This is a genomic window from Methylobacterium sp. P3_A11 (genome assembly GCF_056403155.1).
In genome coordinates this window covers 1-23603 of the sequence record NZ_JBFUGA010000025.1, presented here as the reverse complement: position 1 = coordinate 23603, position 23603 = coordinate 1, and the positions used below count along the sequence as shown (strand labels likewise).

The following is a 23603-nucleotide window of genomic DNA, read 5'->3' as shown; positions in this document are numbered from 1 at the left end:
ACGCGGGCAAGGGTCAGGAGGGCGCCCCCCGGTCTATCAGCTCTTGAGCCAATACCGGAGGACTGTCGCGACGAAGCCGAGGCCGACGATGCTGGAGGCCCAGAGCCCCACGAACCACGCGAGGCGCTTCCAGAGGGGCTGTGCTGCTGCGGGTGCCATCAGTGATATCCGTGCGCGTCGACCTTGCCGCGGAAGACCCAGTACGAGTAGGCCGTGTAGGACAGTATGATCGGGATCAAAACCGACGCGCCGGCGAGCAGGAAGATCTGGCTCGCCTCGGGGGCGGCCGCCTGCCAGATCGTGATCCGGCCCGGCACGATGTCGGGGAAGATGCTGATGCCGAGCCCCAGGAAGGTCAGGGCGAACAGCCCCAGCGCGATCAGGAAGGGCGCCCGCTCGGCGCCGCCCCGCAGGCTGCGCCACAGGGCGTAGGCCGCGAGCGCCACGAGCAGCGGCACCTGCGCGGTGACGAGCACGTTCGGCATCGCCAGCCAGCGCTCGTAGTAGCGGCCCTGCAGGAACGGCGTCACCGCGCTGACGAGGGCGATGGCTGCGACCGTCGCCACGGTGAGGCGCAGGGCGTAGCGCCGGGCCTGCAGCTGGAGCAGGCCCTCGGTGCGCATCACCAGCCACGTCGCCCCGAGCAGCGCGTAGGCGACGACCAAGCTCGCGCCGACGAGGAGGCTGAAGGGCGTGAGCCAGTCCCACCAGCCGCCAGCATAGGCCCGTCCCTCGACCGCGATGCCCTGCAGGAGGGCGCCCAGCGTGATCCCCTGGGCCAGGGCCGCCACCAGCGAGCCGCCCGCGAAGGTGACGTCCCAGGCGGCGCGGTGGCGGGGATCGCGCCAGCGGAACTCGAAGGCGACGCCGCGGAAGATCAGCCCGAGCAGCATCGCGATGATCGGCGCGTAGAGCGCCGGCAGGATCACCGCGTAGGCCAGGGGGAAGACGGCGAACAGGCCGCCGCCGCCCAGCACCAGCCAGGTCTCGTTGCCGTCCCAGACCGGGGCGACCGAGTTCATGGCGGTGTCGCGGTCCGCGCCCGGCCGGAGGACCGGGAACAGGAGGCCGATCCCGAGATCGAAGCCGTCCATGACGATGTAGGCGAAGACCGCGAAGGCGATCACGAACGCCCAGATCACCGTGAGGTCGAAGCTGTAGGCCATGGGTCTCTCACTCGGCCGGCTGGAGGTGGCGGTCGGGATCGATCGCCGGGGCGGGCGTGATGCCCGCCGTCCGGATCGGCGCGCCGGGCTCGATCCCGCTCTCGCCGGCATGCGGGGGCTGGCCCATCAGGCGCAGCATGTAGCCGGTGCCCATGGCGAAGACCGCGAAGTAGACCACCACGAAGGCGGTGAGCGAGGCCGCCACCGCCGGCGCGTGCAGCGGCGAGGCCGACTGCGCCGTGCGCAGCAGGCCGTAGACCGTGTAGGGCTGGCGCCCGACCTCGGTGGTGATCCAGCCGGCCAGCACCGCCACGAAGCCCGCCGGACCCATGGCCACCGCGAAGCGGTGCAGCGGGCGCCACGCGTAGAGGGTGCCGCGCCAACGGGCGAGGAGGCTCAAGGCGCCGAGCAGCAGCATCAGCATCCCGAGGCCGACCATGATGCGGAACGACCAGAACACGATCGGCACCGGCGGCCACTCCGCCCGCGGCAGGCTGTCGAGCCCCTTCAGGGGCGCGTCGAGGGCGTGCTTCAGCACCAGCGAGGACAGCTTCGGGATCTCGACCGCGTAGCGCACGGTCCCGGCCTTTTGGTCGGGCAGGCCGAACAGCACCAGCGGCGCGCCGTCCGGGTGGCTCTGGAAGTGCCCCTCCATGGCCATGACCTTGGCGGGCTGGTGCTCAAGGGTGTTGAGGCCGTGCGCGTCGCCCGCGAGGATCTGGACCGGCGCGACCAGGGCGGCCATCCACATCGCCATCGAGAACATCGTCCTGGCGGCCGGGTTGGCCCGGTCGCGCAGCAGGTGCCACGCGCCGACCGCACCCACCACAAGGGCCGTCGTCAGGTAGGCGGCGAGGACCATGTGCACGAGGCGGAACGGGAAGGACGGGTTGAACACGATCGCCCACCAGTCCAGCGGCACGAACTGGCCCTCGGCGTTCGTGCCGTAGCCCGCCGGCGTCTGCATCCACGAGTTCACCGCCAGGATCCAGAACGCCGAGAAGAAGGTCCCGAACGCCACCATCAGCGTCGCCGCGAAGTGCAGCCGCGGCCCGACCTTGCGCATGCCGAACAGCATCACGCCGAGGAAGCCCGCCTCCAGGAAGAAGGCCGACAGCACCTCGTAGGCCATCATCGGACCGAGCACTGGGCCGGTCTTGTCGGAGAAGACCGACCAGTTCGTGCCGAACTGGTAGGACATCACCAGCCCGGACACGACGCCCATCGCGAAGGCGATGGCGAAGATCTTAATCCAGTACTTGAACAGATCCAGGAAGACCGGGCGGCCGGTAACGAGCCAGAGCCCCTCCAGGACGGCGAGGAAGCTCGCGAGGCCGATCGAGAAGGCCGGGAACACGATGTGGAAGGCGACCGTGAACCCGAACTGCATGCGGGCGAGGATCAGGGGATCGAGGTTGGCGAGCACGTCGGGCCTCCGGCTCTGAGCGTGACCCGGCGTGTAGCATTTTCAGAAATGTCTGAAAAGTCAGAACGTCAATGTGCTACGCTTCGAGATAGGCCGCGCCGGCCTGCGAAGCCCATCCGGATACCGCGCGGGTCTGGACGTCCGTGGCCGAACGCGGCAGGGTCGCGCTCTTCCCCACAGGCCGGGACCCTGCAGGCGCATCGGTGCATGCCGCGCACCGGCACGCCGCGTCCCGACGCAAGGAGAGCACGCGCCGCATGGCCGACACCCTCGTATCCGCCGCGCCCGTCGATCTCGCCGCCGCGCTCTCGGCGCGCATCCGCGGCATCGGCACGAGCCAGATCGGCCTCGTCGCGGATCGCGGGCGGGACGACCCGGAGGTGGTGAAGCTGTGGATCGGCGAGGGCGATCTGCCGACGCCGCCCTTCATCGTCGAGGCCGCGCACCGGGCGATGCTGGCCGGACATACCCGCTACACGACGTCGCTTGGCCTGCCGGCGCTGCGCGCGGCGCTCGGGGCCTACCACGCCCGCCACTGGGCCGTGGAGATCCCGCCGGACCGGTTCGGCGTCACGGCGGGCGGCATGAACGCGATCATGCAGGCGGCCCAGGTGCTGCTGGAGCCGGGCGACGAGATGATCATCCCCTCCCCGGCCTGGCCCAATCTCGCCGAGGCGGTGCGCATCGCCGGCGGCGTGCCCGTGACGGTGCCTTACCGCCGCCTGCCGGACGGCCGCTTCGCGCTGCCGCTCGCCGACATCGCGGCGGCGATCACGCCGCGCACCCGGGTGATCATGGTGAACTCGCCCTCGAACCCGACGGGCTGGACCATGCCGCTTCCGGAGATGAAGGCCCTGCGCGACCTCGCCCGGGACCGCGGCCTCTGGATCCTCTCGGACGAGGTCTACGCGCACTTCACCTACGGCAACCGGATCGCGCCGTCCTTCCTGCAGATCTGCACGGAGGACGACCGGCTGATCGTGACCAACACCTTCTCGAAGAACTGGGCGATGACCGGCTGGCGGGCCGGCTGGGTGATCTATCCCCGCGGCCTCGCGCCCACCTTCTCCAAGCTCGGGCAGTACAGCACCACCTCGATCCCGACCTTCGTCCAGCACGCCTGCATCGCGGCCCTCGAGGAGGGCGACGGCTTCATCCGCACGATGGTGGACCGCTGCGCCGAGGCCCGGGCGATCCTGGTGGAGGGGCTGTCGCGCCTGCCGGGCGTCACGGTCGCGCCGCCGGACGGGGCCTTCTACCTCATGGCCCGGATGGGCGGCGACGAGCCGAGCCTCGACCTGGCGCTGCGCCTGCTGCGGGAGGCCAAGGTCGGCGTGGCGCCGGGCACCGCCTTCGGGCCGGAGGGCGAGGGCCTCGTGCGGATGTGCTTCGCCATCAGCCCGGATCTGGCCCGGGAGGCGGTGCGCCGGCTCGCGGGCGTGCTCGGGACCCGGGCGCCGGCCGCGCACTGAGATCCGGCGCGGGCCGCGCGACCGGGACCCGTATCCCCCGTCTCAGCGGCCCCAGCGCAGGACCAGCGCGTCGTTGCGCCGGGCGAGCTCGATCAGGCCGGCTCGCGTCGCCGGGTGCAGGGGCTGGATCGGCAGCCGCGCGGTCTCGCTCGCGATCACGCCGCCCTCGGCCATCAGCGCCTTGCAGGCGAGCAGGCCGCACTGCCGGTTCTCGTAGTTGATCAGCGGCAGCCAGCGCGCGTAGGCGTCCATCGCCGCCTCCCGGCGGCCCGCCGCGTAGGCGTCGGTGATCTGGCGGATGCCGTCTGGGTAGCCGCCGCCGGTCATCGCCCCGGTGGCGCCGGCGTCGAGGTCGGCCATCAGGGTGATCGCCTCTTCGCCGTCCCAGGGACCCGCGACCGCGTCGCCGCCCAGCGCGATCAGCTCGCGGAGCTTGGACGCGGCGCCGGCGGTCTCGATCTTGAAGTAGGCGACGTTCGCGATCTCCCGGGCCATGCGCGCCAGGAGCGGCGCCGACAGCGGCGTGCCGGCCACCGGCGCGTCCTGGATCATGATCGGGATCGCGATCGCGTCCGAGACCGCGCGAAAGAAATCGACGACGCCGAGTTCCGGCACGCGGATCGTGGCGCCGTGATAGGGCGGCATGACCATCACCATGGCGGCCCCGGCGGCTTGCGCCTGACGCGAGCGCTCCGCACAGACCTGCGTGGCGAAGTGGGTGGTCGTCACGATCACCGGGACGCGGCCGGCCACATGCTCCAGGACAGCGTGCATCACCCGTTCGCGCTCGTCGTCGGTGAGGACGAACTGCTCTGAGAAGTTGGCCAGGATGCACAGGCCCTCGCTGCCGGCATCGATCATGAAGTCGATCGCCCGGCGCTGCCCGTCGAGATCGAGCGCGCCCGAGGCGTCGAAGACCGTGGGGGCCACCGGGAAGACGCCCCGATAGGCGTGAGCAGGCGAGGTCATGCGCGGTCCTTCGGATCGCACGTCCCGGCGGACGAATCGTGTCCTGGGGCGGGACCCGGCCGCGTCTTAGCACGAGGCGACGCTGCGCCGAACGGAGCGGCGCGCCCGGATCGTTGAGCGCGCGGCCGGGATTGAGCAAACCAAGCTGTCGACAAGCCCACCGCCTTTCCTGTACGGCCAAGCTCTTCTTTGTTTTGTCCATCGATAGCCGAGATCACGCGCGGCGACCGCACGAGAACAGTGCTCTCCATTCGGAGTCTATTGTAATGCGATTCTTCTTCGTCAGCCGCGTTGCGGCCCTCGTCGCCGCTACACTCCTTGGCGTACCCGCCCGGGCCGACGACCTCGACGCCATCCGTACCGCGAAGACACTGCGCATCGGGACGGAGGGCACCTACGCGCCCTTCACGTTCCACGACGCCTCCGGGGCGCTCGTCGGCTTCGACGTGGAGATCGGCCGCAAGGTCGCCGAGCAATTGGGCGTCACGCCGCAATTTCTCGAAGGCAAATGGGATGGGCTGATCGCCGGGCTCGACGGCAAGCGCTACGACGTGGTGATCAACCAAGTCGGCATCACCAAGGAACGGCAGGCGAAGTTCGACTTCTCCGAACCCTACATCCGGTCGCGGGCCGTGCTGATCACCCGGGCGGACCGGTCGGACGTCAAGTCCTTCGCCGACCTGAAGGGCAAGAAGGCCGCGCAGAGTCTCAGCAGCAACTTTGCGCGCCTCGCCGAGCAGTCCGGGGCCGAGCTCGTCGGGACGGATGGCTTCGACCAGTCGGTCCAGCTCGTCCTCACAGGGCGCGCCGACGCAACCGTCAACGACAGCTTGTCGTTCTTGGACTTCCACAAGCAGAAGCCGAACGCCCCGCTGAAGATCGCCGCCGAGCAGGCCGACGCGGATGCCTCCGGCATCATCATGCGCAAGGACAACCCCGCGCTGAAGGCCGCCATCGACAAGGCGCTCGAGACGATCAAGGCCGACGGCAGCTACGCGGCGATCGCCCAGAAGTATTTCGGCGCCGACGTCTCGAAGTAGACCGTCCGCCGGAAAGACTGTTCAGGGCGCGCCACCGAGGCGCGCCCGCCGCGGAGAGGCCACGCCCGGCCGCCGATTCTCGACAGCCCGTCGCTCGTTCCGCCCGATAGGAGACGCCGCCCCGTGCCGCACTGGCTCGACCTCATGCTCCAGTCGCTCGGGCCGCTGCTCGCGGCCGGCCTGCGCTTCACCGTCCCGCTGACGCTCATCGCCTTCGCGCTGGGACTCGGGCTGGGGCTCGGAACCGCCCTCGTGCGCCTGTTCGCGCCCCGACCGCTGGCGGCCCTCGCCTGGCTCTACGTGTGGGTCTTCCGGGGCACGCCGCTACTCGTGCAGCTCTTCGTCATCTTCTACGGCCTACCAAGCGCAGGGATCCTGATCGACGCCTTCCCGGCCGCCGTGATCGGTTTCACGCTCAATGTCGGCGCCTACACGTCCGAGGTCATCCGCGCCRCCATCGCCTCCATCCCGAAGGGGCAGTGGGAGGCCGCCTACGCCACCGGCATGAACCCGGTCCAGGCCCTGCGCCGCACGATCCTGCCCCAGGCCGCGCGGGTGGCGGTGCCGTCGCTGGCCAATTCCTTCATCGCGCTGGTCAAGGACACCTCGCTCGCCGCTGCGATCACCGTGCCGGAGCTCTTCCAGGCGGCCCAGCGCATCGTCGCCGTCACCTACGAGCCGCTGATCCTCTACATCGAGGTGGCGCTGATCTACCTCGTCCTGTGCACGCTCCTGTCCTGGCTGCAATCGCTCCTGGAGCGGCGCCTCGGACGCTACGGCGGCTATCTGGAGGCGCGCGCGTGATCGCCCTGTCGGCCATCGAGAAGAGCTTCGGCGGCAACCCGGTCCTGCGGGGCGTCGACCTCGACATCCCGGAGGGACAGGTCACGGCGCTGATCGGCCCATCGGGCTCGGGCAAGTCGACGCTCCTGCGCTGCGTGAATCTCCTGGAGATCCCGCAGGCCGGCACGCTCACCCTGGGCGACCTCCACCTCACCTTCCGGCCGGGAAAGCCGCCCGGCCGGCGGGAAGTCCTCGCGGTGCGCCGCCAGACCGGTATGGTGTTTCAGAACTTCCAGCTCTTCCCCCACCGCACCGTGATCGAGAACGTCACGGAGGGCCTCGTCACCGTCGCCGGTTGGCCTCAGGCCAAGGCCAAGGGGCGCGCTCTGGAACTGCTGGAACGCGTCGGCCTCGCCCACAAGGCCGCAGCCTGGCCAGCCAGCCTGTCGGGCGGCCAGCAGCAGCGTGTCGCCATTGCCCGCGCGCTCGCCCCCTCACCGCGCCTGCTCCTGTGCGACGAGCCGACCTCTGCCCTGGACCCGGAACTCGCCGCCGAGGTGGTGGACGTGCTCGCCGGGCTCGCGGGCGAGGGCATGACCATGCTGATGGCCACGCACGACCTGCGGCTCGCGCGGCGTGTCGCGGACCGTGTGGTGTTCCTGGAGGGCGGCACGATCGTCGAGCAGGGACCGGCCGCCGCTCTGTTCGGCCGGCCGACCGATCCGCGCACCCGCCGCTTCGTCCGGACGCTGCTCGGCGAGGCGGCGGAGGGGACCTGAGACAACGTCGCCGCGCCCAAGGGCGGCCGGGCCGGCGGCGCGGTCAGATCGTCCATCCGCCGTCGATCGTCACGGCCTGGCCGGTGGTGTAGGTCGCGCCCGCCAGGTAGACGGCGAGGTCGGCGATCTCCTCCGGGCGGCCCAGCCGCCCGATCGGCTGCCTCGCGATGAAGGCGGCCCGGGTCTGCTCGTAATCGCCCTGCGCGCGGATCCGCTCCTGCAGAGACGGGCTCTCCACCGTGCCCGGGCAAATCGCGTTGCAGCGGATGTTGTGGCCGACATAGTCGGCGGCCACCGCCTTGGTCAGGCCGATCACCGCCGCCTTGGTGACGCCGTATGCGAAGCGGTTGGGCACCCCCTTCACCGAGGAGGCGACGGAGGCCATGTTGACGATGGCACCGTCGTGGCGCTCCAGCATGCCGGGCAGCACCGCCCGGATCGTGCGGATCATGGCCTTGACGTTGAGGTCGAGGGCGAAATCGAGGTCGGCGTCGTCCATCTCGAGGATGGTCCCGCCATGGACCACCCCGGCGCAGTTGAACAACACGTCGACGGGACCGATGCGCTCGACCAGGGCGGTGACCGCGCTCGGGTCCAACACGTCGAGGACGGCGGTGCTGAGAGCGTCACCCTTCAGCTCGGCCAGGGTGTCGGCGTTCACGTCGGTGGCGTAAACCCGCGCCCCGGCCCGCGCGAAGGCGAGCGCGCTGGCGCGCCCGATCCCCTGCGCCGCTGCCGTGATCAGGACCGTCTTCCCGGAGAGATCTGCCATTTCTCGCTCCTCGCAGGCTGGGTGTCGGTGCGCGGCGTCCAAGCGGATACGCCTGTCGCGCCCGGCAGGGCCGCCGATCAGATCCGGGGCCTCGGGCCGAGCGGCCAGACGTTGTAGGTTCCGACCGGGCCGTGTTCCAAGCCCGGCCCGGTCGGTAGCGCGGCCTCGTCGCCGACATGATCGATCGCCCTCCGCACACTGCGCAGGTGAGGGAAGGGAATCGTGCCCGTCCGGCCATCGCCGCGCAGCTGCGGATCCACAGCAGCCGTTCCGGCGTTCTTTCGTCAGTATCGTTTGGTGGAGGATCGCCGTGGGACTTGCAGCCTTCGTCTTTTTCGTCGTCCCCTGGATGGCCGTCGCGATCTGGCTCTCAATGCGCCCGTCCGGTGCTCGCCTCGGCGTACCGGCCGCGCCCTGGCGTACGCTGACGGACAATCCGCCGCCGTCGCGGGATCAGCAGCGCGCGCCCGAGACGCACAGCATGGGATCGGCCACGGCGCATGACGGCAAGCACGCGCCGATCGAGGTCGTGTAGGTTCGGCCGGGCGGCTCGGAGCGCCTCCGCCTTCGAATAGGAGCGGCCGGGATCGCACTTGCCGCCCGCGGCGTTCCAGGGAGCGCGTCCGTATCACGCCGCGCCTTCCAGGGAGCGACCGGTTTTTGCCCGAGGCCACCTACCCTCCGCTCGACGTGCTCAAGCCTGTCGCCGACGGTCTCTGGATCGTCGACAGCGGCCCGCTGCACGCCTTCGGCATTCCCTTGCCCGTCCGGATGACCGTCGTCCGGCTCCAAGACGGAACGATCTGGCTGCATACGCCGACCCGCTACGACGCGCGCCTTCACCGGGACATCGCGACGCTGGGACCGATTCGGCATCTGGTCGCTCCGAACATCGCCCATTGGCTCTTTCTGAAGGATTGGCAGAGCCATTGCCCACAGGCGCTGACCTGGGCCGCGCCGAACCTGCGCCGGCGCATCCAGGTCCGCCGCGCCGGCGTGCGCATCGACCGTGAGTTGGGGGAGACGGCGCCGGCCGCTTGGGAGGCGGACCTGCGCCAGGTCGTCGTCCCGGGTGGCTTGGGATTCCGGGAGGTCGCGTTCTTCCACGGCGCGACCCGAACCCTGATCCTGACCGATCTCGTCCTCAATCTAGAGCCGGCGAAGATGCCCCCGCTCCTGCGTCCTTTCCTGCGCCTCGCGCGCATGACGCCGCCGCACGGACAGCCGCCGCCCTATCTCCGCCTCGCCATCAAGCTGCGCCGGCGCGACGCGGCGCGCGCTGCGGCGGAGCTGATCGCCCTGGCTCCTGAGCGGGTCGTCTTCGCGCACGGTCTCTGGTTCGCGGGGGATGGCGCAGCACGGGTGCGGCACGCCCTGCGCTGGCTCGGGCCGTATTCCTGATCGCCTAAGGCTCAGACCGCGAGTTGCCGCATGATCCAGACCCGCGCTGCGGCAAGATCTACGAAGAGCGGTGGAGCGACTGGTTCGATCGGACCGAAGCCCGCCTCCAGGAACCACTTCCCCGCATCGTCGTCGTGCTGCGCCGAGAGTCGAACCAGGATCGCGACCAGGAAGCCGTCGGCGAAAACAAGCTGACTTTCCACATCGTCGCTGCTGGTCGCGACCTGCGCGGACTGCAGGCTCAGGATCATGCGGCCATCGACTTCATGACGGAACACTTCAGCCGGAAAAAACCGTCGTGCGACGGGCGCGCGCCGCGGGCCAGTCAACCTGATCAATCGGCCCTCGGCGTCGAAGTTCCGGCCCGGAATGCGGCCGCGTCGGACCGGCGGGCTCGGCCGGGAAGGCTTGGGAGGACCGGCCCGATCGTATGGCGACGGCAGCGCCGAGGGTGAGACCGTGCCCTCCACCAGTGACCCTCGGACCCGATCACAGCGAGGAGTGACGTCTTCAGAACGCCTCCGACACGTCCCCCGCGGCCGGGCCGCCACCCTCGATCGTGCGGGCGAGTTCGGTCAGCACCTCTTCCACCATCGGTGGCCACGGCACCTTCTCCTCGTCCATGAGGCGCGCGGCACCGACCAGCGCAGCGATCTGCGCCTCGTAGACCGGCCGACCGACGAGTTGCGCGTAGCGCATCCGGGCGGCGAGCGCCGTGGCGAGGCGCTGGACCTCCGCGATCTTCGCGCTCGGCGCGCCGCTGGCGTCGCTCATCCGTCCCTCCCGTCCGGAGCCTCACCGATCCTCATAGGCCATGGGCGGGATGGCGTCAGGACCGGTTACCAAGCCAGGAGGATCTGGCCGCCGATCAGCGCGACGATGACGCCGGCCAGCAGCGCCGCGGCGATGTCGCGCAACGGAGCGGCGATCCACCCCGGTTCCGGAACCGGCTCGGTGGTGAGGCGTGTCAGGCTCTCGGGAAGAACCGGCGCGTGCGGGACGCGCGTCGTGCGCGTCGGCTTGCGCTTGCGCGGCCTGGACATGATTTCTCCGCGGCCTCAGGCGGTTTCGATCTGTCGGGCGGCGTTAGCCGCCAGCGCCCGCCGTGCCCCGGTCTTCGGGCGGACGAAGTCGGCGAGCGGCTTGCAGGGCGGGAGGCCGATCGCCTCGCCCGGCAGCGGACCGACCTGCAGCGCCGGCGCGCAAGGAGCGTCGGCGCTGGCGTTCGATCCCTGACCCGCGTCCTCGCCGTTGCTCGACAACGCGACGCGATGTCCGAACAGGTAGGCCTCCAAGTCGATGAGTCGGTGGCGCAATCGCCCGATGTCGTTCTCGACGCCGATGATCTGAACCAGAAGGTCGGAGACGGTGTCCCTCCGCGCCGCGATGGCTGACAGCACGGCGTCCCGCTCGTTCAGCAGCACAGCTTTGACGGTCGGGTTCATGACGCAAGTCTCCGAAGGTTACATCACCACGATCTGCAGACCGGCCCTCGAAGACAGTTGTCAAAATGGCTTAGCCGTTACGCCTGAGGGTGAACGACCAGGATTCGGGGTCGTGGCGTCCGCATCCGCCGCGGAATGCCGGTCTCGGCGGCCGACGCGTCGCGCCGGCGGGAACTTCTCGCCCGCGCATGCGTCGGTTTCACGCAGACCGACACGCATTGATGGGAGTTCCACATGCGCAGATCCGCGACATTCACCCTGGCGGCCGCCCTGATCCTGGCTTCCGTCCCGGCCTGGGCCGAGCCCGTGAGCCAGACGGGGACAGGCGGTGGTCCCGGCACGGCAGCCAAGGCCCCCCATACCACCGCGACCGGCCAGACGGTCCCGAACCCGAGTGTCCTCAGTCCCAACGAGACCGGCAGCATTGAGCGGCGGGATGCCGTGGAAGAGCGCAACGACGCGATCACCCGCGGCATCTGCATCGGCTGCAGTCGCTAGAATACCGTCACCCGCCCGAAACGGACCCTCTTGGGCCGGGCGGGTATACGAGAGCGGCATGAAAGACGTTCATGGCCGGGGCGCACCGGTTGCAGGCCGGGCTTGAAGCATTCCGCGGCTTGGCCCAGATCATCGACCTCCACCGCAACCATGAACAGGAGTCGAAGCGTGGCGAACGAATCTGTCGAACAGGCGGCAGAGAAGACCTATTACGGCCTCAGCCTCTCGCAGCACGCGGAACGGATCCGGAAGCTCGCGTCGGAACGCGGCCTCGCCGGCGACGCCTTCGATCGCGTGACCGCGAAGGCCGTCGCGATGATCCCCTCCATCAAGCTCAACGACGCCGCCCAGCGTTAGGGCCGGAACGGGCCGGCTTACAGCTCGGCCCGGAGGCTCTTGAGGATGCGGCGCGCGACCGTACGCACGGCCTCGTCGTCCCGCGCCTCGCCCTCGACCGAATCCCACAGGTGGGGGAGGCTGCCCTCCAGATCGTCCAGCAGTTCCGGGTGACGCTGCGCCAGGAACCGGATCGTCCCGAACAACAGGTGCTCCGTCGCGATCTCGCGACGGCGCGCCTCGGTGACGGGGTCCGGATGGGATTTCGGGGTCTGCTCGCTCATGGAAGCCCAACGATCCGCGGATGCGGGCGGTTCGGCCCGGCGGGCGCGGTGGGACGCCGCGGAAACGAGTCCCGTTCCACTCCGGCGGTCAGCTGCCGACGCAGGCCCTCACTCGTCGATCACGACGGCGTCAGCGCCGCAAGGCCCCGAACCACGCGGTCAGCGGCTCCACGAACGCGGCCCAGGTCCGCGACCACACGGTGGCGGTACGGCCATCATCCGGGCGCGGAGCGGTCATCAGGGCCGCCACCAGGGCATCCTCGCGGGGCTTGCATTCATCGAGGGCGTTGCGCTCGTCGCCGGCGCGGCTCTGGCCCGTCGGCTGATGCCCGGAGGCCTCACGCAGGCAGCGGTGCCAAGCCCGCTCCAGGGCAGCCGGATCGGCCGCACCGGCAGCCGGCGCCGCGACCGACGGGCCGGCGGACAGGACGAGCATTGCGGACAAGCTGAGCAGCGGCGTGCGCATGACCGTTCTATGCCTGATTCGTGCGCCCGCGGGATAGAACGTAGCGGCAACACCTTCCGGACCGCAGCGTGCCGGCCGCTCAGCCGGCCCGGCGCGGGCTGGCGATCCGGCAGCCGTGATCCATCAGGTCCTCGGCACTGGCCTCCGGCTCTCGATAGGCCAAGAGGATCATGCCGCCGCGCGGATCCGCCGGATCGGCCTCCACGGCCGCGAAGGTCGCGTCGTGCAGATGTCCTCGCCAGCCGGGCACGTCGGACAACGCCGCGAACGGGTTAAAGTCCGCCACGGCGTCCGCCGGAACCCGCCGGGCGAGGTAGTGCTCCTCCTCCAGCGGCATGGGGAACGGCACCCAGGTCTCTCCGACGCCGCCGCCATGAGCCTTGAGGGCGGCCATCACGCTCCGGTGCATGCAGTCGAGGTGGATGTGCAGCTGATCCTGGCTGCGGCCGTCCACCGAGTTCACCTCCAGGCCCACGGCCGAAACCGGAAGACGGCCCTGCAGCACGTCCGACACGTAGTGCCGCGCCGCGAGCGCCGCGCGCCAGTAGGCGGCGCCGCGCGGCCCCTGGAGCACGGGCGCCTCGATTCCCGAGACGCTGTCGGTGGGCATTACGACCGTGTGGGTGAGATGGCCCGGGGCGCGCAGCACGGCCGTGCCGGGGCGCGCACCGTCGCCGAGATCGACGGCCAGGCAGGGAAAGCTCCGGCCCGCGGCCTTCTTGGCGAGCACGCAGCCCTGCAGCGCCACCCAGAGCACGTCCCGCACCGGGTTGGCCGCAATGGCGGGCGGCATCGCCGTGAAGGCGAGCAGTGTCGCGACGACCAGACTACAACGCATGATCAGGCTTCCCGGTCTCCGCCCATTGTTATGCTACAGGCGATGGCCCGCCATCATTGTAGGCCAGGGCCGTCGACGTGAGGTTACGAGTCCGCGATGCTGAAATCGAACACGCAGTGGCCCGGCCCGATGCAGATCGCGGCCTGGATCCTGGTGGCCCTGATCGTCGCCGTAACCCTCGTGCCGATCGGTCTGCGCCCCGTCGTCACGACCGATCCCAGCCTCGAACGGATCGCCGCCTACGCGGCGGCCGGGCTTCTGATGGCCGCGGCATATCCCCGGCACTGGCTCTGGATCTTGGTCGGCAGCGTCATCATGGCGGGCGGCCTGGAGGCGGGGCAGACCCTCACCGGAACCCGGCACGGCCGGTTCGACGACTTTCTCGTGAAGGCCGCCGCCGCCCTGGCCGGTGCGGTGGCGGGCCGCGTGCTCGCGTCCATGGTCGGCCGGCGCCTGATCGACCGAGTGAACGGATGAGCCCGGATTGGGCCGGATCGCGGGCACGGGATCACCGTCAGGCCTGAGAGGGGGCGGTCGCCGCCCGGATGGGCGTGCGGGATTCGGAACGGGGACAAACACCACGCGCATGTAAACGGTGCATGTCTGCGGCGCCGGCCCGGCGCTGCGCAGGGGGCCGCGGCGGAAACCGCCGAGCTTGACCCGCGTTGGCTCAGGGGAACTCTGACGCGAGGTGCTGCATGTTCGGCACGGCCAAGCTCACGGGACGGTTCTGGTTCCGCAAGACATGGACGGGCAAGCTGGTCCTGCTTGTCGAAGAAGAGAAGCCGCGGTGGTTCGGCCGCGGCGGCCTCACCAAGCTGCGCTGGCGCGATGCCCGCCTCCTCGACTTGGCCGAGGCGCCGATGCGGACGCTGATGACCCTCGAGCGGAGCTATCGCGCGGATTACGCGACTGGTCCGGCTCGGGTGCTGCAAGCGGTCGTCCCGCCCGGGACGCGCGGCGCGATCACGACGCCGGTCGGATCTGCCGCGAACACTTGAGCGCCGTCGGAGCGCGAAGGCGCGGGCCGAGCATTGAAGGGGCAGGGCTCGGCCCGCCTGTCGTTCGGCTTCTTACCCCCAAAGCCGGAGCGACCCCGCCAGAGACCATGAACGGGGTTAACGCTTTCTGAAGCCGCTGGTCCGGCGCGCCCCCCCGATAGCCCCGCCACCGGGCCGAGAGCCGTCGGGACCGCGTGCAGAGCGATAACCGGGCGCGAGAAGCGTCATTGATCTATGTTGGTATTGGTTTGTTCATTCGGTAGATAACAGGCATTATAATTTATCTTCATGCGAATAAGGACTTGACTGTCGAGAAGCGAATCCACGTTCATGGGGCGCACCGACGTGAGAGGCGCCTATGGAAGACAGCAATCCTGTATCGCATCAGGACCCGATCGATTTCGTTGAGCTGACCGCCGATATCGTCTCGGCTTACGTGGCCAACAACTCGGTTCCGGTCCCCGACCTCCCGTTGCTTCTGTCCGGCGTTCATGCAGCACTGGCCGGCCTGGGTCAGGCGACGACCTCGGCTGAGCCGGAACTCAGGAAGGCGACACCCGCGCAGATCAAGAAGTCGATCACCCCCGACGCCCTGATCAGCTTCATCGACGGCAAGCCGTACAAGACGTTGAAGCGGCATCTCACCGGCAACGGCATGACGATCGAGCAGTATCGGCAGCGCTTCGGGCTGCCGCCGGACTATCCGACAACGTCATCCAACTATTCGGCGATGCGCGCCGAGTTCGCCCGCAATGCCGGGCTGGGCCACAAGCGCCGCGGCGCGGTCCCGAAGCGCAGCGAGCCCGCGGACGCCGTCGCGGCGCCGGACGGGGGCAGCGGGGCAAAGGCGGCCAAGGGCCGGAAGTCCAGGAAGTCCAACGCGGAGGCGTGAGCGCACCGACCGGGCGCTGGTGCGCCCGATCCTCCCCCCGCGGGAATGCGGGACCGGGGGCGGTCCCGTCCGGTCGCATGCGCCGGCCAGGCCCGGGACCGCCGGGCACAGGCAGGCGCCGTCCATCGGCTTCGGAACGCCGCGTACGGCCAACCGTTGGCCCCTGGAACGCCCGACCGCCTGTGACGGAGCCAAGCTTGACCCGACGGATCCCCGCCCTTCTCCTCGCCCTGGCGATCGTGACCGGCCACCCGGCCGCGGCCGGCGCGCAGGAGCAGAACGGAACCGGACCGACTCCGCGGGCCGAGACGGCGCCGAGGCCGGCGGCCGACACGAAGGACCCGGGCAAGACCGCCACTGAGGCCGTCACCCATCCCTCCGCTGTGCCCCCGACGGAGGGCGAGGTCGGCACCGGCAAGCCGCCCTCCACCGGGACGCCTTCGACGACGGGGCGCTGACCTTCCGGCGGAGCGCAGTGCCACGCAGCCACCCTTCCATCGCGACGCGCCCGCACGACCGGGATCGCCGCGCGGTGCGGGTTGCCCGAGACGCTTCCCGTCCTCGCCCGTGCCGCTGCGACGGGCAGCGCTTGTCCGCCGGTCCGGCCTCTCATAGATCCCGACGATGACGGTCTTCCCCTTCGACAACAGCTATGCCCGCCTGCCGGCGCGCTTCTATGCACACCGGCCGCCGACTCCGGTGGCGGCCCCGCGCCTGATCCGCTTGAACCGGGGGCTCGCCGAGACGCTCGGCCTCGATCCGGAACGGCTCGCCGAGCCCGAAGGCGTCGCGGCCCTCGCCGGGAACGCCGTCCCGGCTGGCGCCGAGCCGATCGCCGCCGCCTATGCCGGGCACCAGTTCGGCCAGTTCGTGCCACAGCTCGGCGACGGCCGCGCGATCCTTCTCGGCGAGGTGATCGATCGGGACGGGCAACGCCGCGACATCCAGCTCAAGGGCGCCGGCCCGACGCCGTTCTCCCGCCGGGGCGACGGGCGGGCAGCCCTCGGCCCGGTCCTGAGGGAGTATCTCGTCAGCGAGGCCATGGCGGCGCTCGGCATCCCGACCACCCGGGCGCTCGCGGCCGTGGCGACGGGCGAGACCGTGGTGCGCGAGACGCTCCTGCCCGGCGCGGTGCTCACCCGCGTGGCCGCCAGCCACATCCGGGTCGGCACGTTCCAGTTCTTCGCGACGCGGGGCGACGCAGAAGGCGTTCGGATGCTCGCCGACCACGTGGTCGCCCGGCACTATCCAGAGGCCGCTGCAGCCACGAATCCCTATCGGGCGCTCTTAGAGGGCGTCGTCGGCCGTCAGGCCGACCTCGTCGCCCGGTGGCTGCACGTCGGCTTCGTCCACGGGGTGATGAACACCGACAACATGTCGGTCGCCGGCGAGACGATCGATTACGGCCCTTGCGCGTTCCTCGATGCCTACGATCCCCGGACGGTCTACAGCTCCATCGATCGGAACGGGCGATACGCCTACGGGCAGCAGCCGCGCATCGCGCTCTGGAACCTGACGCGGCTCGCCGAGACCCTGCTGCCTCTGCTCGCCGCGGACGAGACGCAGGCGGTTGCCGAGGCGGAGGCGGCCCTCGGCGGCTTTGCGCCGCGCTTCGAAGCTGCCTATCGCAGCGGCCTCGGCCGCAAGCTCGGCCTCGCCGAGGTCCGGGACGGCGACTCCGCCCTGGCGAGCGACCTGCTCGAGCGGATGGCCGCGAACCAAGCCGACTTCACCCTGACGTTCCGCACCCTCTGTGCCGCCGCGGAGCGGCCGGAAGCCGACGCGGCGGTGCGCGACCTGTTCGTCGATCCCACCGCATACGATGCCTGGGCGGTGGGCTGGCGCGCGCGGCTGGCGCAGGAGGCGCGTGAGCCGGCCGAGACCGCCGCCGCGATGCGGGCGGTCAACCCGGCCTTCATCCCGCGCAACCACCGCGTCGAGGCGATGATCGAGGCGGCCGTGGAACGGGGCGATTTCGCGCCGTTCGAGGCACTCCTGGCCGTCTTGTCCCGTCCCTACACGGAGCAGCCGGGCGACGCCGCCTTCGCGGAGGCGCCGGAGGGCGGGGGCGTGGGCTATCGCACCTTCTGTGGCACCTGAGACGAGGCGCAGCCGGTCACTGCTTCGGCCACGTGAAGATCTCGTGCACGTTTCCGTGGTGCAGAAACCAGTGGACACGGGTTTCTGGATTGAACCCGTGATTTCGGTACGAGTGGGCGATCACAGAGACGAGGGTTTCCGCTGCCGACCGATCATGGATGTCGTAGGCCAGAAGCTGCGGGGCGCCGCCATCCACGCGGGCAAGATCGCGGACGAGAATCGAATACGACATATCTCCCCTCCTTTCGACCAAAACAGTCTACGCAAAATTATATCTTCAACTCCAGGAATGTTCATGGAAGCCTTGTGTAAAGGTTAAGCAATCTTAACCGAATGTCATTGATTTGATTGATCATTATCCGCGATGTTCCAGCTGGACCATCCCAGGTCGTCGCCCACGCCGATCCGGGATGATGACGCGCCGGCGCCCGGCGAGGCGGACGAGGGACCCGAAGGCCATGGTGAAGCGGAACCTCGCGCGGTTCGCGGCCACGGCCCTCGCGCTGCTCGTCGCCCTGCCCGACGCACGGGCGGCCGGGATCGTCGTCGCCTCCAAGCTCGRCACGGAGGGCGGGGTCCTCGGGAACATCATCCTGCAGGCTTTGAAGTCCAAGGGCCTCCCGACTGTCGACAGGATCCAGCTCGGCGCCACGTCGATCGTGCGCCAAGCCCTGATCGAGGGTCAGGTCGACATCTACCCGGAATATACCGGCAACGCGGCGTTCTTCTTCGGGAAAGCGGATCTGCCGGTCTGGAAGGACCCGGACGCCGCCTACCAGACGGCCCGGAGCCTGGACCGCGCGGCCAACGACCTCATCTGGCTGACGCCGGCCTCGGCCAACAACACCTGGGCGATCGCGGTGCGCCAGGACGTCGCGCAGGCTGCCGACCTGAAGACGATGAGCGATTTTGGCCGCTACGTGGCCGGCGGCGGCGCGATCAAGCTCGCCGCCTCGTCGGAATTCGTGACCGCCCCGGCCGCGCTCCCGGCCTTCGGCAGGACCTACGGCTTCGCCCTCAGGCCGGAGCAGCTCATCATCCTGGCGGGTGGGGATACCGCCGCCACGATCGCCGCGGCGGCGCGCGGCACCTCCGGAACCAACGCGGCCATGGTGTTCGGTACCGACGGTGGTCTCGCCGTCGCGCGCCTCACGGTGATGGCGGACGACAAGGGCGTCCAACCCGTCTATCAGCCGGCGCCGGTCGTCCGCGGGGCCGTCCTCAAGGCCCATCCCGAGATCGCCACCGTGCTGGACCCGATCTTCCGCAGGCTCGATCTGGCCACGCTCCGAGACCTCAACGGCCGCGTTCAGATCGGCGGCGAACCGGCCTCCGCCGTCGCAGCGGATTTCCTCAGCCGGAACGGCTTCGTGCCGTGAGCGGACTTGCATCGGCAAGCCGCACGGTACACGCGGGCATGGCGCCGGCCCTTTCGGCGGACGCGTCGTCCCCTCCTCTCCGTGCCAAGGCAGGATCGCTGTCGTGCCCCGTGGACTAGCCGACGCACCGTTCGCTCCCGTCCGTGTCAGACCGCGGCCCCTGGCTGCGGGCACGACGCCCACTTTTGCTGGCACCGCTCGAAAACGGGTCGCGCGCCGTTCCCCGCCCCCTGAGGCTTTCGGCGCTTGAGGATGGACGGATCCGCCCCGACCCGGCTCGGGCGCCCAAGGATCGATCCCCTGGGGTCGGCCTTCGCCGTGGTTCTGGGGCTGAGCTTGTCGGCCCTGCCGCTGATGACCGAACGGCCGAACCGGATCGCGTCAGGCACCGCGCTGATGGCCTGGTCGGCCCTCCCGTCCGGTCAGGCGCTGATCCTCGGATGCGTCGTCGCCCTTGCCCTGCCGCTGGTGGCCCTGCGGGGAACACCGACCCGGCGCCTGGCGGCCGTCTTCGCGGTCCTCCTGATCCTCGGCCTCGTGGCCGGCTGGGCGGCCGACCACTTGACGCCGCCCGGCGACCGGTACAGCCGGGTCGCACCGGATGCGGGCTGGTGGCTGGCCTTCGTGACGGCGGCCCTCGCGGTCGGCGACGGGCTGGCGCGGCTGCGTCCAGGACCGATCCTGCGGATCGCGCTGCTGGCGGGCGCGGTCGCCCTGACCGGCCTCGCCCTGCGATCCGGGTTCTGGAACAACCTCTCGATCCTGCGGGAATACACCAGCCGGTCCGACACCTTCGGCCGGGAGTTGCGGACCCATGCCGGGCTCGCCCTCGCCTCCGTGGCCGCGGCCAGCGCGGTCGGGATCCCGGCGGCCATTCTGGCGCGCCCGGTCCCGGCGCTGCGCGCGGGGATGCTCACCGTCCTCAACGTCGTGCAGACCATCCCGTCCATGGCGCTGTTCGGCATGCTGATCGCGCCGCTGGCCTGGGTCGGCCGGGAGGTCCCGGGCGCATCCGCTTTGGGCATCGCGGGAATCGGCGCCGCGCCGGCCTTCCTGGCCCTGTTCGCCTACGCGCTCCTGCCCCTGGCCGCCGCGACCGTCGCGGGCCTGGACGCGGTGCCGTGGCCGGTGCGTGACGCCGCCCGGGGCGTCGGCATGACCGCGCGGCAGCGCCTGCTCCAGGTGGAGATACCGCTGGCCCTCCCGGCGATCCTGACGGGGATCCGCATCGTCCTCGTCCAGAACATCGGGCTCGCTGTGATCGCGGGGCTCGTGGGCGGCGGCGGCCTCGGCGTGTTCGTCTTCCAGGGCATCAGCCAGACCGCGGGCGACCTCGTCCTGCTCGGGGCGCTGCCGACCGTCGCCATGGCGAGCGGCGCCGGCGTCCTGCTCGACGCGGTCATCGATCTGAGCCGCGGCCGCGCGGCGGAGCGGCTGCCATGATCGAACTCGCAGGGGTCAGCCGCGTCTTCGGGGGGCGGACGGTCGTGGCCGACGTCACACTCCGGGTCGAGGCCGGGACGATCCTGACGGTGGTCGGCACCTCGGGGTCGGGCAAGACAACCCTGCTGCGGATGATCAACCGCCTGATCGAACCCAGCGCCGGGACGATCCGGATCGCCGGGCGGGACATCCGGGACATGCCCCCCCATCGCCTGCGGCGCGGGATCGGCTATGCCATCCAGGGACACGGCCTGTTCCCCCACCGCACCGTGGCGGAGAACATCGCGGTGGTGCCGAACCTGCTCGGCTGGGAGAGCGGGCGGATCGCCGCCCGGGTCGACGAACTCCTCGGCCAGTTCAACCTCGATCCGGCGGAATACCGGAACCGCTTGCCGGCGGCCTTGTCCGGAGGCGAGCAGCAGCGGATCGGCGTCGCCCGGGCTCTCGCGGCCGAGCCGCCGATCCTGCTCATGGACGAGCCCTTCGGCGCCCTCGACCCGATCATCCGCGGCCGCGCCCAGGCGGATCTGCGGGCCATCCAGACGCGCTACGGCACCACGATCGTGCTCGTGACCCACGACATGGACGAGGCCCTGCACCTCGGCCACCGGATCGCCGTGATGGACGGGGGGCGCCTGGTCCAGGAAGCCGCCCCGGCCGACCTGATCGGCGCGCCCGCGACCGCGTTCGTCGGCGAACTCCTCGGCAGCGGCGACCGGGCCTTCCAACTCATGGCCCTGCGCGTCGTGGACGCCCTCGTCGAGCCCGGTCCTGCGCCGGGGCCGCCCATCCCGGCCGGAACCTCCGTGCGCGCCGCCCTGGCGGAGAGCCTGTGGTCCCGGCGCCCGGCCCTGCCGGTCAGCCGCGACGGCGTGGTCCTGGGACGGGTGACGCGGGCGGTCCTCGAGGCGCAGGGCGGGCGGCCGTGAGCCGGGTCGCACCGCTGACCTGGGCGGCGCTCCTCGCCCTGCTCGGCGCGTTCCTGCTCACGCCGGAGAGCTTCGCGCCCCTTTTCCGTCCCTTCGCCCCCGACGACACCCCGCCGATCTACGCACAGACGCCCCTATGGACGCTGGCCGTCGACCACCTCTTGCTGGTCGCCGCCGCCACCCTGGCGTCGACCGGGATCGCCCTCGGCCTCGCCATCGCGGCCACCCGGCCGGCCGGGCGCGAGATGCTGCCCTTCGCCCGTTTGGTGACCCGGATCGGCCAGACCTTCCCGCCCGTGGCGGTCCTGGCCCTGGCCGTGCCGATCTTCGGCTTCGGCGCCGTCCCGACCCTCATCGCCCTCGTGCTGTACGGCCTGCTGCCGATCTTCGAGACCGCCCTGACCGGGCTCGACGGCCTCGATCCGGCCCTGATGGAAGCCGCACGCGGGATGGGCATGACCGACCGCCAGCGCCTCGTCCAGGTCGAGCTGCCCCTGGCCTTGCCGATGATCCTGTCGGGCATTCGCCTCGCGGCCGTGATCGGGCTCGCCACGGCCACGATCGGCTCGACGGTGGCGGCCAGCACCCTCGGCGAAGTGATCGTGTCCGGCCTCCTCTCGGGCAACACCGCCTACGTGCTCCAGGGCGGCCTCGTCGTGTCGGCGCTGGCGCTCCTGATCGATGGCGGCTTCCGCCGCCTTGAGCGTGCCGCCGCGCGCCGGGCTGGATTTCGTTCCTAGAGGCGACTAGAAAGCCGGCGGGGCCGTACGCGCGGTCCTGGGGCTTGGAATCCCCTGTCTGATGGTTGGTGCCGACCACAACGGCACCCGCTCCTGGCCACACGGTCGGGGAGCCTGCGACGCATGTCCAGGCGTTCCGGCGCTAAAGGTCGTAGGGACCGTTCAGACACGGTTTTCCAACTCCCCGACTCGGGGTGGTCGAAGGCTCGTTCGCGGGGGCGGACCGCGGATCGAGGGCCGCCGGGAGGGTGGACCATGGGTTCCCGCGATCCCGATACGCGCGCAAACCAGTTCGCCCGCCTGCGCGCGGCCTACGAGGCCCGCCCGGGCCGCCCGCGTCCCGACGCCCCCTGCAACAGCGCGCACCACTCGCGCGCGCTCCTGGGACGAATCCTCGTCGTGCTGGGCGGCTTGCAGGACGGGGCGGGCGTGACGTCGAACGGACCGGACGGCAAGACGCGCGCCCGGCCGTAGCGTCGCGGGACGTGGCGCATGACGTCTCGTGCGCCGGTCCATGGGCAGGACCTGTCCCGCGAACCGGACCATCGACGAGGAGACGCTGCGCCGTCGCCACACTTCGCCGGCGCTCGGTCCGTAATGTCCGATATTTTTCATCAAAAATCTGTGATCGTTGCTATATATTGAATAATCGTCATATATTAATTAGTATTCATGTGACGCGCCTGATTCGGTCGTCCGTCGTTCGGCAGTGCGATCGATACCGATCGGTCTCGAATGCGTCGGACTGGGAGGTCGCCATGACACGAAGGGCAATTCACGCAGCATCCCACGCGGGCATCCCCGCCGCGACACTCTGCCTGCTTCTTCTCGGCACGATCATGGCCCGTGCCGAAGACATTCCACGGGAGGGTGACTTCCGGATCACCTACACGTCGACCAGTGTATTCGCACCTAAACCTGTCTCGATCGGCGGAAATCGAACGGCTTCGGCGACGATCTACATGATGACCGCCGTGAACGAATCAGGGGGCCGGCTCCTGCACAACATGGCGGGGCGCTGCACCTCGGCGCCGATCATCGACAGCGGCGCCAAGACTCTGGAGAACCACGGGTACTGCGACTACGTCGACGCYGACGGAGACCACGTCTTCGAGAAGTGGGACTATCCGGTCCAGCCGCTGGGGGCGGCGATCGAGGGGACGGGCGAGTGGCTCGGCGGCACCGGCAAGTTCGCGGGCCTGTCCGGTACCATGAAGATCCGCTCCCGCCGGCTGAACTCCCCGACCGAGGGTGCCATCCAGGTCGTCGGCGAGAAGCTCGGCAGCTACAGCCTCGCCAACACGGTAGCCAGCGCGAAACCGAACTGACGCGCGCGACACGACGCGACAGGCGGGTCGACTTGGCGGTATGAGGCCGCCCATGACGCCCGCCGACCGCGACCGGTTCGAAAAATGCCTCGCGCTCTCCGCGCAGGGCGCCACGG

General features: G+C 70.2%; 32 protein-coding genes. 19 read left to right on the top strand and 13 right to left on the bottom strand.

Features of this window, described 5'->3' with window-relative positions; genetic code table 11:
• Window positions 1–36 precede the first annotated feature (36 nt).
• The 3 genes from AC1DXK_RS10710 to AC1DXK_RS10700 are packed head-to-tail and all read right to left on the bottom strand — an operon-like array spanning window position 37 to window position 2592.
• Window positions 37–159: a DUF2474 family protein gene (locus AC1DXK_RS10710; protein WP_331294531.1), complete on the bottom strand. Its 123-nt coding sequence runs from the start codon at window positions 157–159 to the stop codon at window positions 37–39.
• Window positions 159–1166, bottom strand: a complete 1008-nt coding sequence (gene cydB / locus AC1DXK_RS10705) for a cytochrome d ubiquinol oxidase subunit II (protein ID WP_457106889.1) — start codon at window positions 1164–1166, stop codon at window positions 159–161. The genes AC1DXK_RS10710 and cydB overlap by 1 nt, the downstream gene beginning before the upstream one ends.
• A 7-nt stretch (window positions 1167–1173) precedes the next feature.
• Window positions 1174–2592 (bottom strand): cytochrome ubiquinol oxidase subunit I, encoded by a 1419-nt coding sequence (locus tag AC1DXK_RS10700; protein WP_457106890.1) that lies wholly within the window; start codon window positions 2590–2592, stop codon window positions 1174–1176.
• Window positions 2593–2849: 257 nt separating this feature from the next.
• On the opposite strand from AC1DXK_RS10700, the gene AC1DXK_RS10695 reads away from it, so the two are divergent.
• Window positions 2850–4064 (top strand): pyridoxal phosphate-dependent aminotransferase, encoded by a 1215-nt coding sequence (locus AC1DXK_RS10695; RefSeq protein ID WP_457106891.1) that lies wholly within the window; start codon window positions 2850–2852, stop codon window positions 4062–4064.
• Between the two features lie 42 nt (window positions 4065–4106).
• Here the strand turns inward: AC1DXK_RS10695 and AC1DXK_RS10690 are convergent, their stop codons facing one another.
• Complete coding sequence (locus AC1DXK_RS10690) at window positions 4107–5033, bottom strand: dihydrodipicolinate synthase family protein (protein ID WP_457106892.1); 927 nt, start codon at window positions 5031–5033, stop codon at window positions 4107–4109.
• 266 nt (window positions 5034–5299) lie between these two features.
• Here AC1DXK_RS10690 and AC1DXK_RS10685 point away from each other — a divergent pair, with 266 nt between their 5' ends.
• The 3 genes from AC1DXK_RS10685 to AC1DXK_RS10675 all read left to right on the top strand — a co-directional run bounded on the left by AC1DXK_RS10685 (window position 5300) and on the right by AC1DXK_RS10675 (window position 7635).
• Window positions 5300–6073 carry an amino acid ABC transporter substrate-binding protein gene (locus AC1DXK_RS10685; RefSeq protein ID WP_457106893.1) on the top strand — a complete coding sequence of 258 codons (774 nt, stop codon included), beginning with the start codon at window positions 5300–5302 and terminating at the stop codon, window positions 6071–6073.
• Between the two features lie 123 nt (window positions 6074–6196).
• Window positions 6197–6877 carry an amino acid ABC transporter permease gene (locus AC1DXK_RS10680; RefSeq protein ID WP_477297716.1) on the top strand — a complete coding sequence of 227 codons (681 nt, stop codon included), beginning with the start codon at window positions 6197–6199 and terminating at the stop codon, window positions 6875–6877.
• Entirely contained in the window at window positions 6874–7635 is a 762-nt protein-coding gene (locus AC1DXK_RS10675) for an amino acid ABC transporter ATP-binding protein (RefSeq protein ID WP_457106895.1), read from the top strand. Before AC1DXK_RS10680 ends, AC1DXK_RS10675 begins: the two co-directional genes overlap by 4 nt.
• Before the next feature lie 43 nt (window positions 7636–7678).
• Here the strand turns inward: AC1DXK_RS10675 and AC1DXK_RS10670 are convergent, their stop codons facing one another.
• The gene (locus AC1DXK_RS10670; protein ID WP_477297714.1) at window positions 7679–8407 is read right to left on the bottom strand and encodes an SDR family oxidoreductase; all 729 of its coding nucleotides are present in this window, start codon (window positions 8405–8407) and stop codon (window positions 7679–7681) included.
• 310 nt (window positions 8408–8717) lie between these two features.
• Here AC1DXK_RS10670 and AC1DXK_RS10665 point away from each other — a divergent pair, with 310 nt between their 5' ends.
• Together AC1DXK_RS10665 and AC1DXK_RS10660 are read left to right on the top strand one after the other, a co-directional pair.
• On the top strand, window positions 8718–8942 hold the full coding sequence (locus AC1DXK_RS10665) for a hypothetical protein (RefSeq protein ID WP_457106897.1): 225 nt from the start codon (window positions 8718–8720) through the stop codon (window positions 8940–8942).
• A gap of 125 nt (window positions 8943–9067) precedes the next feature.
• Window positions 9068–9808, top strand: coding sequence for a DUF4336 domain-containing protein (locus AC1DXK_RS10660; protein WP_457106898.1), 741 nt, complete (start codon window positions 9068–9070; stop codon window positions 9806–9808).
• 11 nt (window positions 9809–9819) lie between these two features.
• Here the strand turns inward: AC1DXK_RS10660 and AC1DXK_RS10655 are convergent, their stop codons facing one another.
• The 4 genes from AC1DXK_RS10655 to AC1DXK_RS10640 form a co-directional block, all read right to left on the bottom strand.
• A complete protein-coding gene (locus AC1DXK_RS10655) occupies window positions 9820–10059 on the bottom strand; it encodes a hypothetical protein (RefSeq protein ID WP_457106899.1) in 240 nt (79 codons plus the stop codon).
• A 259-nt stretch (window positions 10060–10318) separates the two neighbouring features.
• The gene (locus AC1DXK_RS10650; protein ID WP_457106900.1) at window positions 10319–10582 is read right to left on the bottom strand and encodes a hypothetical protein; all 264 of its coding nucleotides are present in this window, start codon (window positions 10580–10582) and stop codon (window positions 10319–10321) included.
• A 65-nt stretch (window positions 10583–10647) separates the two neighbouring features.
• The gene (locus tag AC1DXK_RS10645; RefSeq protein ID WP_457106901.1) at window positions 10648–10851 is read right to left on the bottom strand and encodes a hypothetical protein; all 204 of its coding nucleotides are present in this window, start codon (window positions 10849–10851) and stop codon (window positions 10648–10650) included.
• 15 nt (window positions 10852–10866) lie between these two features.
• On the bottom strand, window positions 10867–11232 hold the full coding sequence (locus tag AC1DXK_RS10640) for a hypothetical protein (RefSeq protein WP_477297711.1): 366 nt from the start codon (window positions 11230–11232) through the stop codon (window positions 10867–10869).
• 255 nt (window positions 11233–11487) lie between these two features.
• Here AC1DXK_RS10640 and AC1DXK_RS10635 point away from each other — a divergent pair, with 255 nt between their 5' ends.
• Entirely contained in the window at window positions 11488–11751 is a 264-nt protein-coding gene (locus AC1DXK_RS10635; protein WP_457106903.1) for a hypothetical protein, read from the top strand.
• Between the two features lie 168 nt (window positions 11752–11919).
• The gene (locus AC1DXK_RS10630) at window positions 11920–12108 is read left to right on the top strand and encodes a hypothetical protein (protein ID WP_457106904.1); all 189 of its coding nucleotides are present in this window, start codon (window positions 11920–11922) and stop codon (window positions 12106–12108) included.
• A 17-nt stretch (window positions 12109–12125) separates the two neighbouring features.
• On the opposite strand, the gene AC1DXK_RS10625 is transcribed toward AC1DXK_RS10630, so the two are convergent.
• From AC1DXK_RS10625 to AC1DXK_RS10615, 3 genes are all read right to left on the bottom strand, one after another.
• Window positions 12126–12371, bottom strand: a complete 246-nt coding sequence (locus AC1DXK_RS10625; RefSeq protein WP_457106905.1) for a hypothetical protein — start codon at window positions 12369–12371, stop codon at window positions 12126–12128.
• Between the two features lie 130 nt (window positions 12372–12501).
• Window positions 12502–12837: a hypothetical protein gene (locus AC1DXK_RS10620; protein WP_457106906.1), complete on the bottom strand. Its 336-nt coding sequence runs from the start codon at window positions 12835–12837 to the stop codon at window positions 12502–12504.
• Between the two features lie 79 nt (window positions 12838–12916).
• Window positions 12917–13675 (bottom strand): CDP-diacylglycerol diphosphatase, encoded by a 759-nt coding sequence (locus AC1DXK_RS10615; protein ID WP_457106907.1) that lies wholly within the window; start codon window positions 13673–13675, stop codon window positions 12917–12919.
• A gap of 96 nt (window positions 13676–13771) precedes the next feature.
• Here AC1DXK_RS10615 and AC1DXK_RS10610 point away from each other — a divergent pair, with 96 nt between their 5' ends.
• The 5 genes from AC1DXK_RS10610 to AC1DXK_RS10590 all read left to right on the top strand — a co-directional run bounded on the left by AC1DXK_RS10610 (window position 13772) and on the right by AC1DXK_RS10590 (window position 17668).
• Entirely contained in the window at window positions 13772–14152 is a 381-nt protein-coding gene (locus AC1DXK_RS10610) for a hypothetical protein (protein WP_457106908.1), read from the top strand.
• 221 nt (window positions 14153–14373) lie between these two features.
• A complete protein-coding gene (locus AC1DXK_RS10605; protein ID WP_457106909.1) occupies window positions 14374–14676 on the top strand; it encodes a hypothetical protein in 303 nt (100 codons plus the stop codon).
• 358 nt (window positions 14677–15034) lie between these two features.
• Window positions 15035–15568, top strand: coding sequence for a Ros/MucR family transcriptional regulator (locus tag AC1DXK_RS10600; protein ID WP_457106910.1), 534 nt, complete (start codon window positions 15035–15037; stop codon window positions 15566–15568).
• A 197-nt stretch (window positions 15569–15765) separates the two neighbouring features.
• Entirely contained in the window at window positions 15766–16026 is a 261-nt protein-coding gene (locus AC1DXK_RS10595; protein WP_457106911.1) for a hypothetical protein, read from the top strand.
• Window positions 16027–16192: 166 nt separating this feature from the next.
• Window positions 16193–17668: a protein adenylyltransferase SelO gene (locus tag AC1DXK_RS10590; RefSeq protein WP_457106912.1), complete on the top strand. Its 1476-nt coding sequence runs from the start codon at window positions 16193–16195 to the stop codon at window positions 17666–17668.
• A 16-nt stretch (window positions 17669–17684) separates the two neighbouring features.
• On the opposite strand, the gene AC1DXK_RS10585 is transcribed toward AC1DXK_RS10590, so the two are convergent.
• The gene (locus tag AC1DXK_RS10585; RefSeq protein WP_457106913.1) at window positions 17685–17900 is read right to left on the bottom strand and encodes a hypothetical protein; all 216 of its coding nucleotides are present in this window, start codon (window positions 17898–17900) and stop codon (window positions 17685–17687) included.
• 226 nt (window positions 17901–18126) lie between these two features.
• Between AC1DXK_RS10585 and osmF the strand changes: the two genes are divergently transcribed.
• From osmF to AC1DXK_RS10555, 6 genes are all read left to right on the top strand, one after another.
• On the top strand, window positions 18127–19047 hold the full coding sequence (osmF, locus tag AC1DXK_RS10580; protein ID WP_477297707.1) for a glycine betaine ABC transporter substrate-binding protein OsmF: 921 nt from the start codon (window positions 18127–18129) through the stop codon (window positions 19045–19047).
• A 252-nt stretch (window positions 19048–19299) separates the two neighbouring features.
• The gene (locus AC1DXK_RS10575; protein WP_457106915.1) at window positions 19300–20490 is read left to right on the top strand and encodes an ABC transporter permease; all 1191 of its coding nucleotides are present in this window, start codon (window positions 19300–19302) and stop codon (window positions 20488–20490) included.
• On the top strand, window positions 20487–21419 hold the full coding sequence (locus tag AC1DXK_RS10570) for an ABC transporter ATP-binding protein (RefSeq protein WP_457106916.1): 933 nt from the start codon (window positions 20487–20489) through the stop codon (window positions 21417–21419). Before AC1DXK_RS10575 ends, AC1DXK_RS10570 begins: the two co-directional genes overlap by 4 nt.
• A complete protein-coding gene (locus AC1DXK_RS10565) occupies window positions 21416–22159 on the top strand; it encodes an ABC transporter permease (RefSeq protein ID WP_477297705.1) in 744 nt (247 codons plus the stop codon). The genes AC1DXK_RS10570 and AC1DXK_RS10565 overlap by 4 nt, the downstream gene beginning before the upstream one ends.
• Before the next feature lie 255 nt (window positions 22160–22414).
• On the top strand, window positions 22415–22633 hold the full coding sequence (locus tag AC1DXK_RS10560; RefSeq protein ID WP_457106918.1) for a hypothetical protein: 219 nt from the start codon (window positions 22415–22417) through the stop codon (window positions 22631–22633).
• 488 nt (window positions 22634–23121) lie between these two features.
• Window positions 23122–23487 (top strand): hypothetical protein, encoded by a 366-nt coding sequence (locus AC1DXK_RS10555; RefSeq protein WP_477297702.1) that lies wholly within the window; start codon window positions 23122–23124, stop codon window positions 23485–23487.
• Window positions 23488–23603 lie beyond the last annotated feature (116 nt).

Bases quoted from the DNA above. Each gene is read 5' to 3' on its own strand.
- AC1DXK_RS10710 (WP_331294531.1), bottom strand. From the start codon at position 159: ATGGCACCCGCAGCAGCACAGCCCCTCTGGAAGCGCCTCGCGTGGTTC.
- cydB (WP_457106889.1), bottom strand. From the start codon at position 1,166: ATGGCCTACAGCTTCGACCTCACGGTGATCTGGGCGTTCGTGATCGCC.
- AC1DXK_RS10695 (WP_457106891.1), top strand. From the start codon at position 2,850: ATGGCCGACACCCTCGTATCCGCCGCGCCCGTCGATCTCGCCGCCGCG.
- AC1DXK_RS10690 (WP_457106892.1), bottom strand. From the start codon at position 5,033: ATGACCTCGCCTGCTCACGCCTATCGGGGCGTCTTCCCGGTGGCCCCC.
- AC1DXK_RS10685 (WP_457106893.1), top strand. From the start codon at position 5,300: ATGCGATTCTTCTTCGTCAGCCGCGTTGCGGCCCTCGTCGCCGCTACA.
- AC1DXK_RS10670 (WP_477297714.1), bottom strand. From the start codon at position 8,407: ATGGCAGATCTCTCCGGGAAGACGGTCCTGATCACGGCAGCGGCGCAG.
- AC1DXK_RS10655 (WP_457106899.1), bottom strand. From the start codon at position 10,059: ATGATCCTGAGCCTGCAGTCCGCGCAGGTCGCGACCAGCAGCGACGAT.
- AC1DXK_RS10650 (WP_457106900.1), bottom strand. From the start codon at position 10,582: ATGAGCGACGCCAGCGGCGCGCCGAGCGCGAAGATCGCGGAGGTCCAG.
- AC1DXK_RS10645 (WP_457106901.1), bottom strand. From the start codon at position 10,851: ATGTCCAGGCCGCGCAAGCGCAAGCCGACGCGCACGACGCGCGTCCCG.
- AC1DXK_RS10635 (WP_457106903.1), top strand. From the start codon at position 11,488: ATGCGCAGATCCGCGACATTCACCCTGGCGGCCGCCCTGATCCTGGCT.
- AC1DXK_RS10625 (WP_457106905.1), bottom strand. From the start codon at position 12,371: ATGAGCGAGCAGACCCCGAAATCCCATCCGGACCCCGTCACCGAGGCG.
- AC1DXK_RS10620 (WP_457106906.1), bottom strand. From the start codon at position 12,837: ATGCGCACGCCGCTGCTCAGCTTGTCCGCAATGCTCGTCCTGTCCGCC.
- AC1DXK_RS10615 (WP_457106907.1), bottom strand. From the start codon at position 13,675: ATGCGTTGTAGTCTGGTCGTCGCGACACTGCTCGCCTTCACGGCGATG.
- AC1DXK_RS10610 (WP_457106908.1), top strand. From the start codon at position 13,772: ATGCTGAAATCGAACACGCAGTGGCCCGGCCCGATGCAGATCGCGGCC.
- AC1DXK_RS10605 (WP_457106909.1), top strand. From the start codon at position 14,374: ATGTTCGGCACGGCCAAGCTCACGGGACGGTTCTGGTTCCGCAAGACA.
- AC1DXK_RS10600 (WP_457106910.1), top strand. From the start codon at position 15,035: ATGGAAGACAGCAATCCTGTATCGCATCAGGACCCGATCGATTTCGTT.
- AC1DXK_RS10590 (WP_457106912.1), top strand. From the start codon at position 16,193: ATGACGGTCTTCCCCTTCGACAACAGCTATGCCCGCCTGCCGGCGCGC.
- AC1DXK_RS10585 (WP_457106913.1), bottom strand. From the start codon at position 17,900: ATGTCGTATTCGATTCTCGTCCGCGATCTTGCCCGCGTGGATGGCGGC.
- AC1DXK_RS10575 (WP_457106915.1), top strand. From the start codon at position 19,300: ATGGACGGATCCGCCCCGACCCGGCTCGGGCGCCCAAGGATCGATCCC.
- AC1DXK_RS10570 (WP_457106916.1), top strand. From the start codon at position 20,487: ATGATCGAACTCGCAGGGGTCAGCCGCGTCTTCGGGGGGCGGACGGTC.
- AC1DXK_RS10560 (WP_457106918.1), top strand. From the start codon at position 22,415: ATGGGTTCCCGCGATCCCGATACGCGCGCAAACCAGTTCGCCCGCCTG.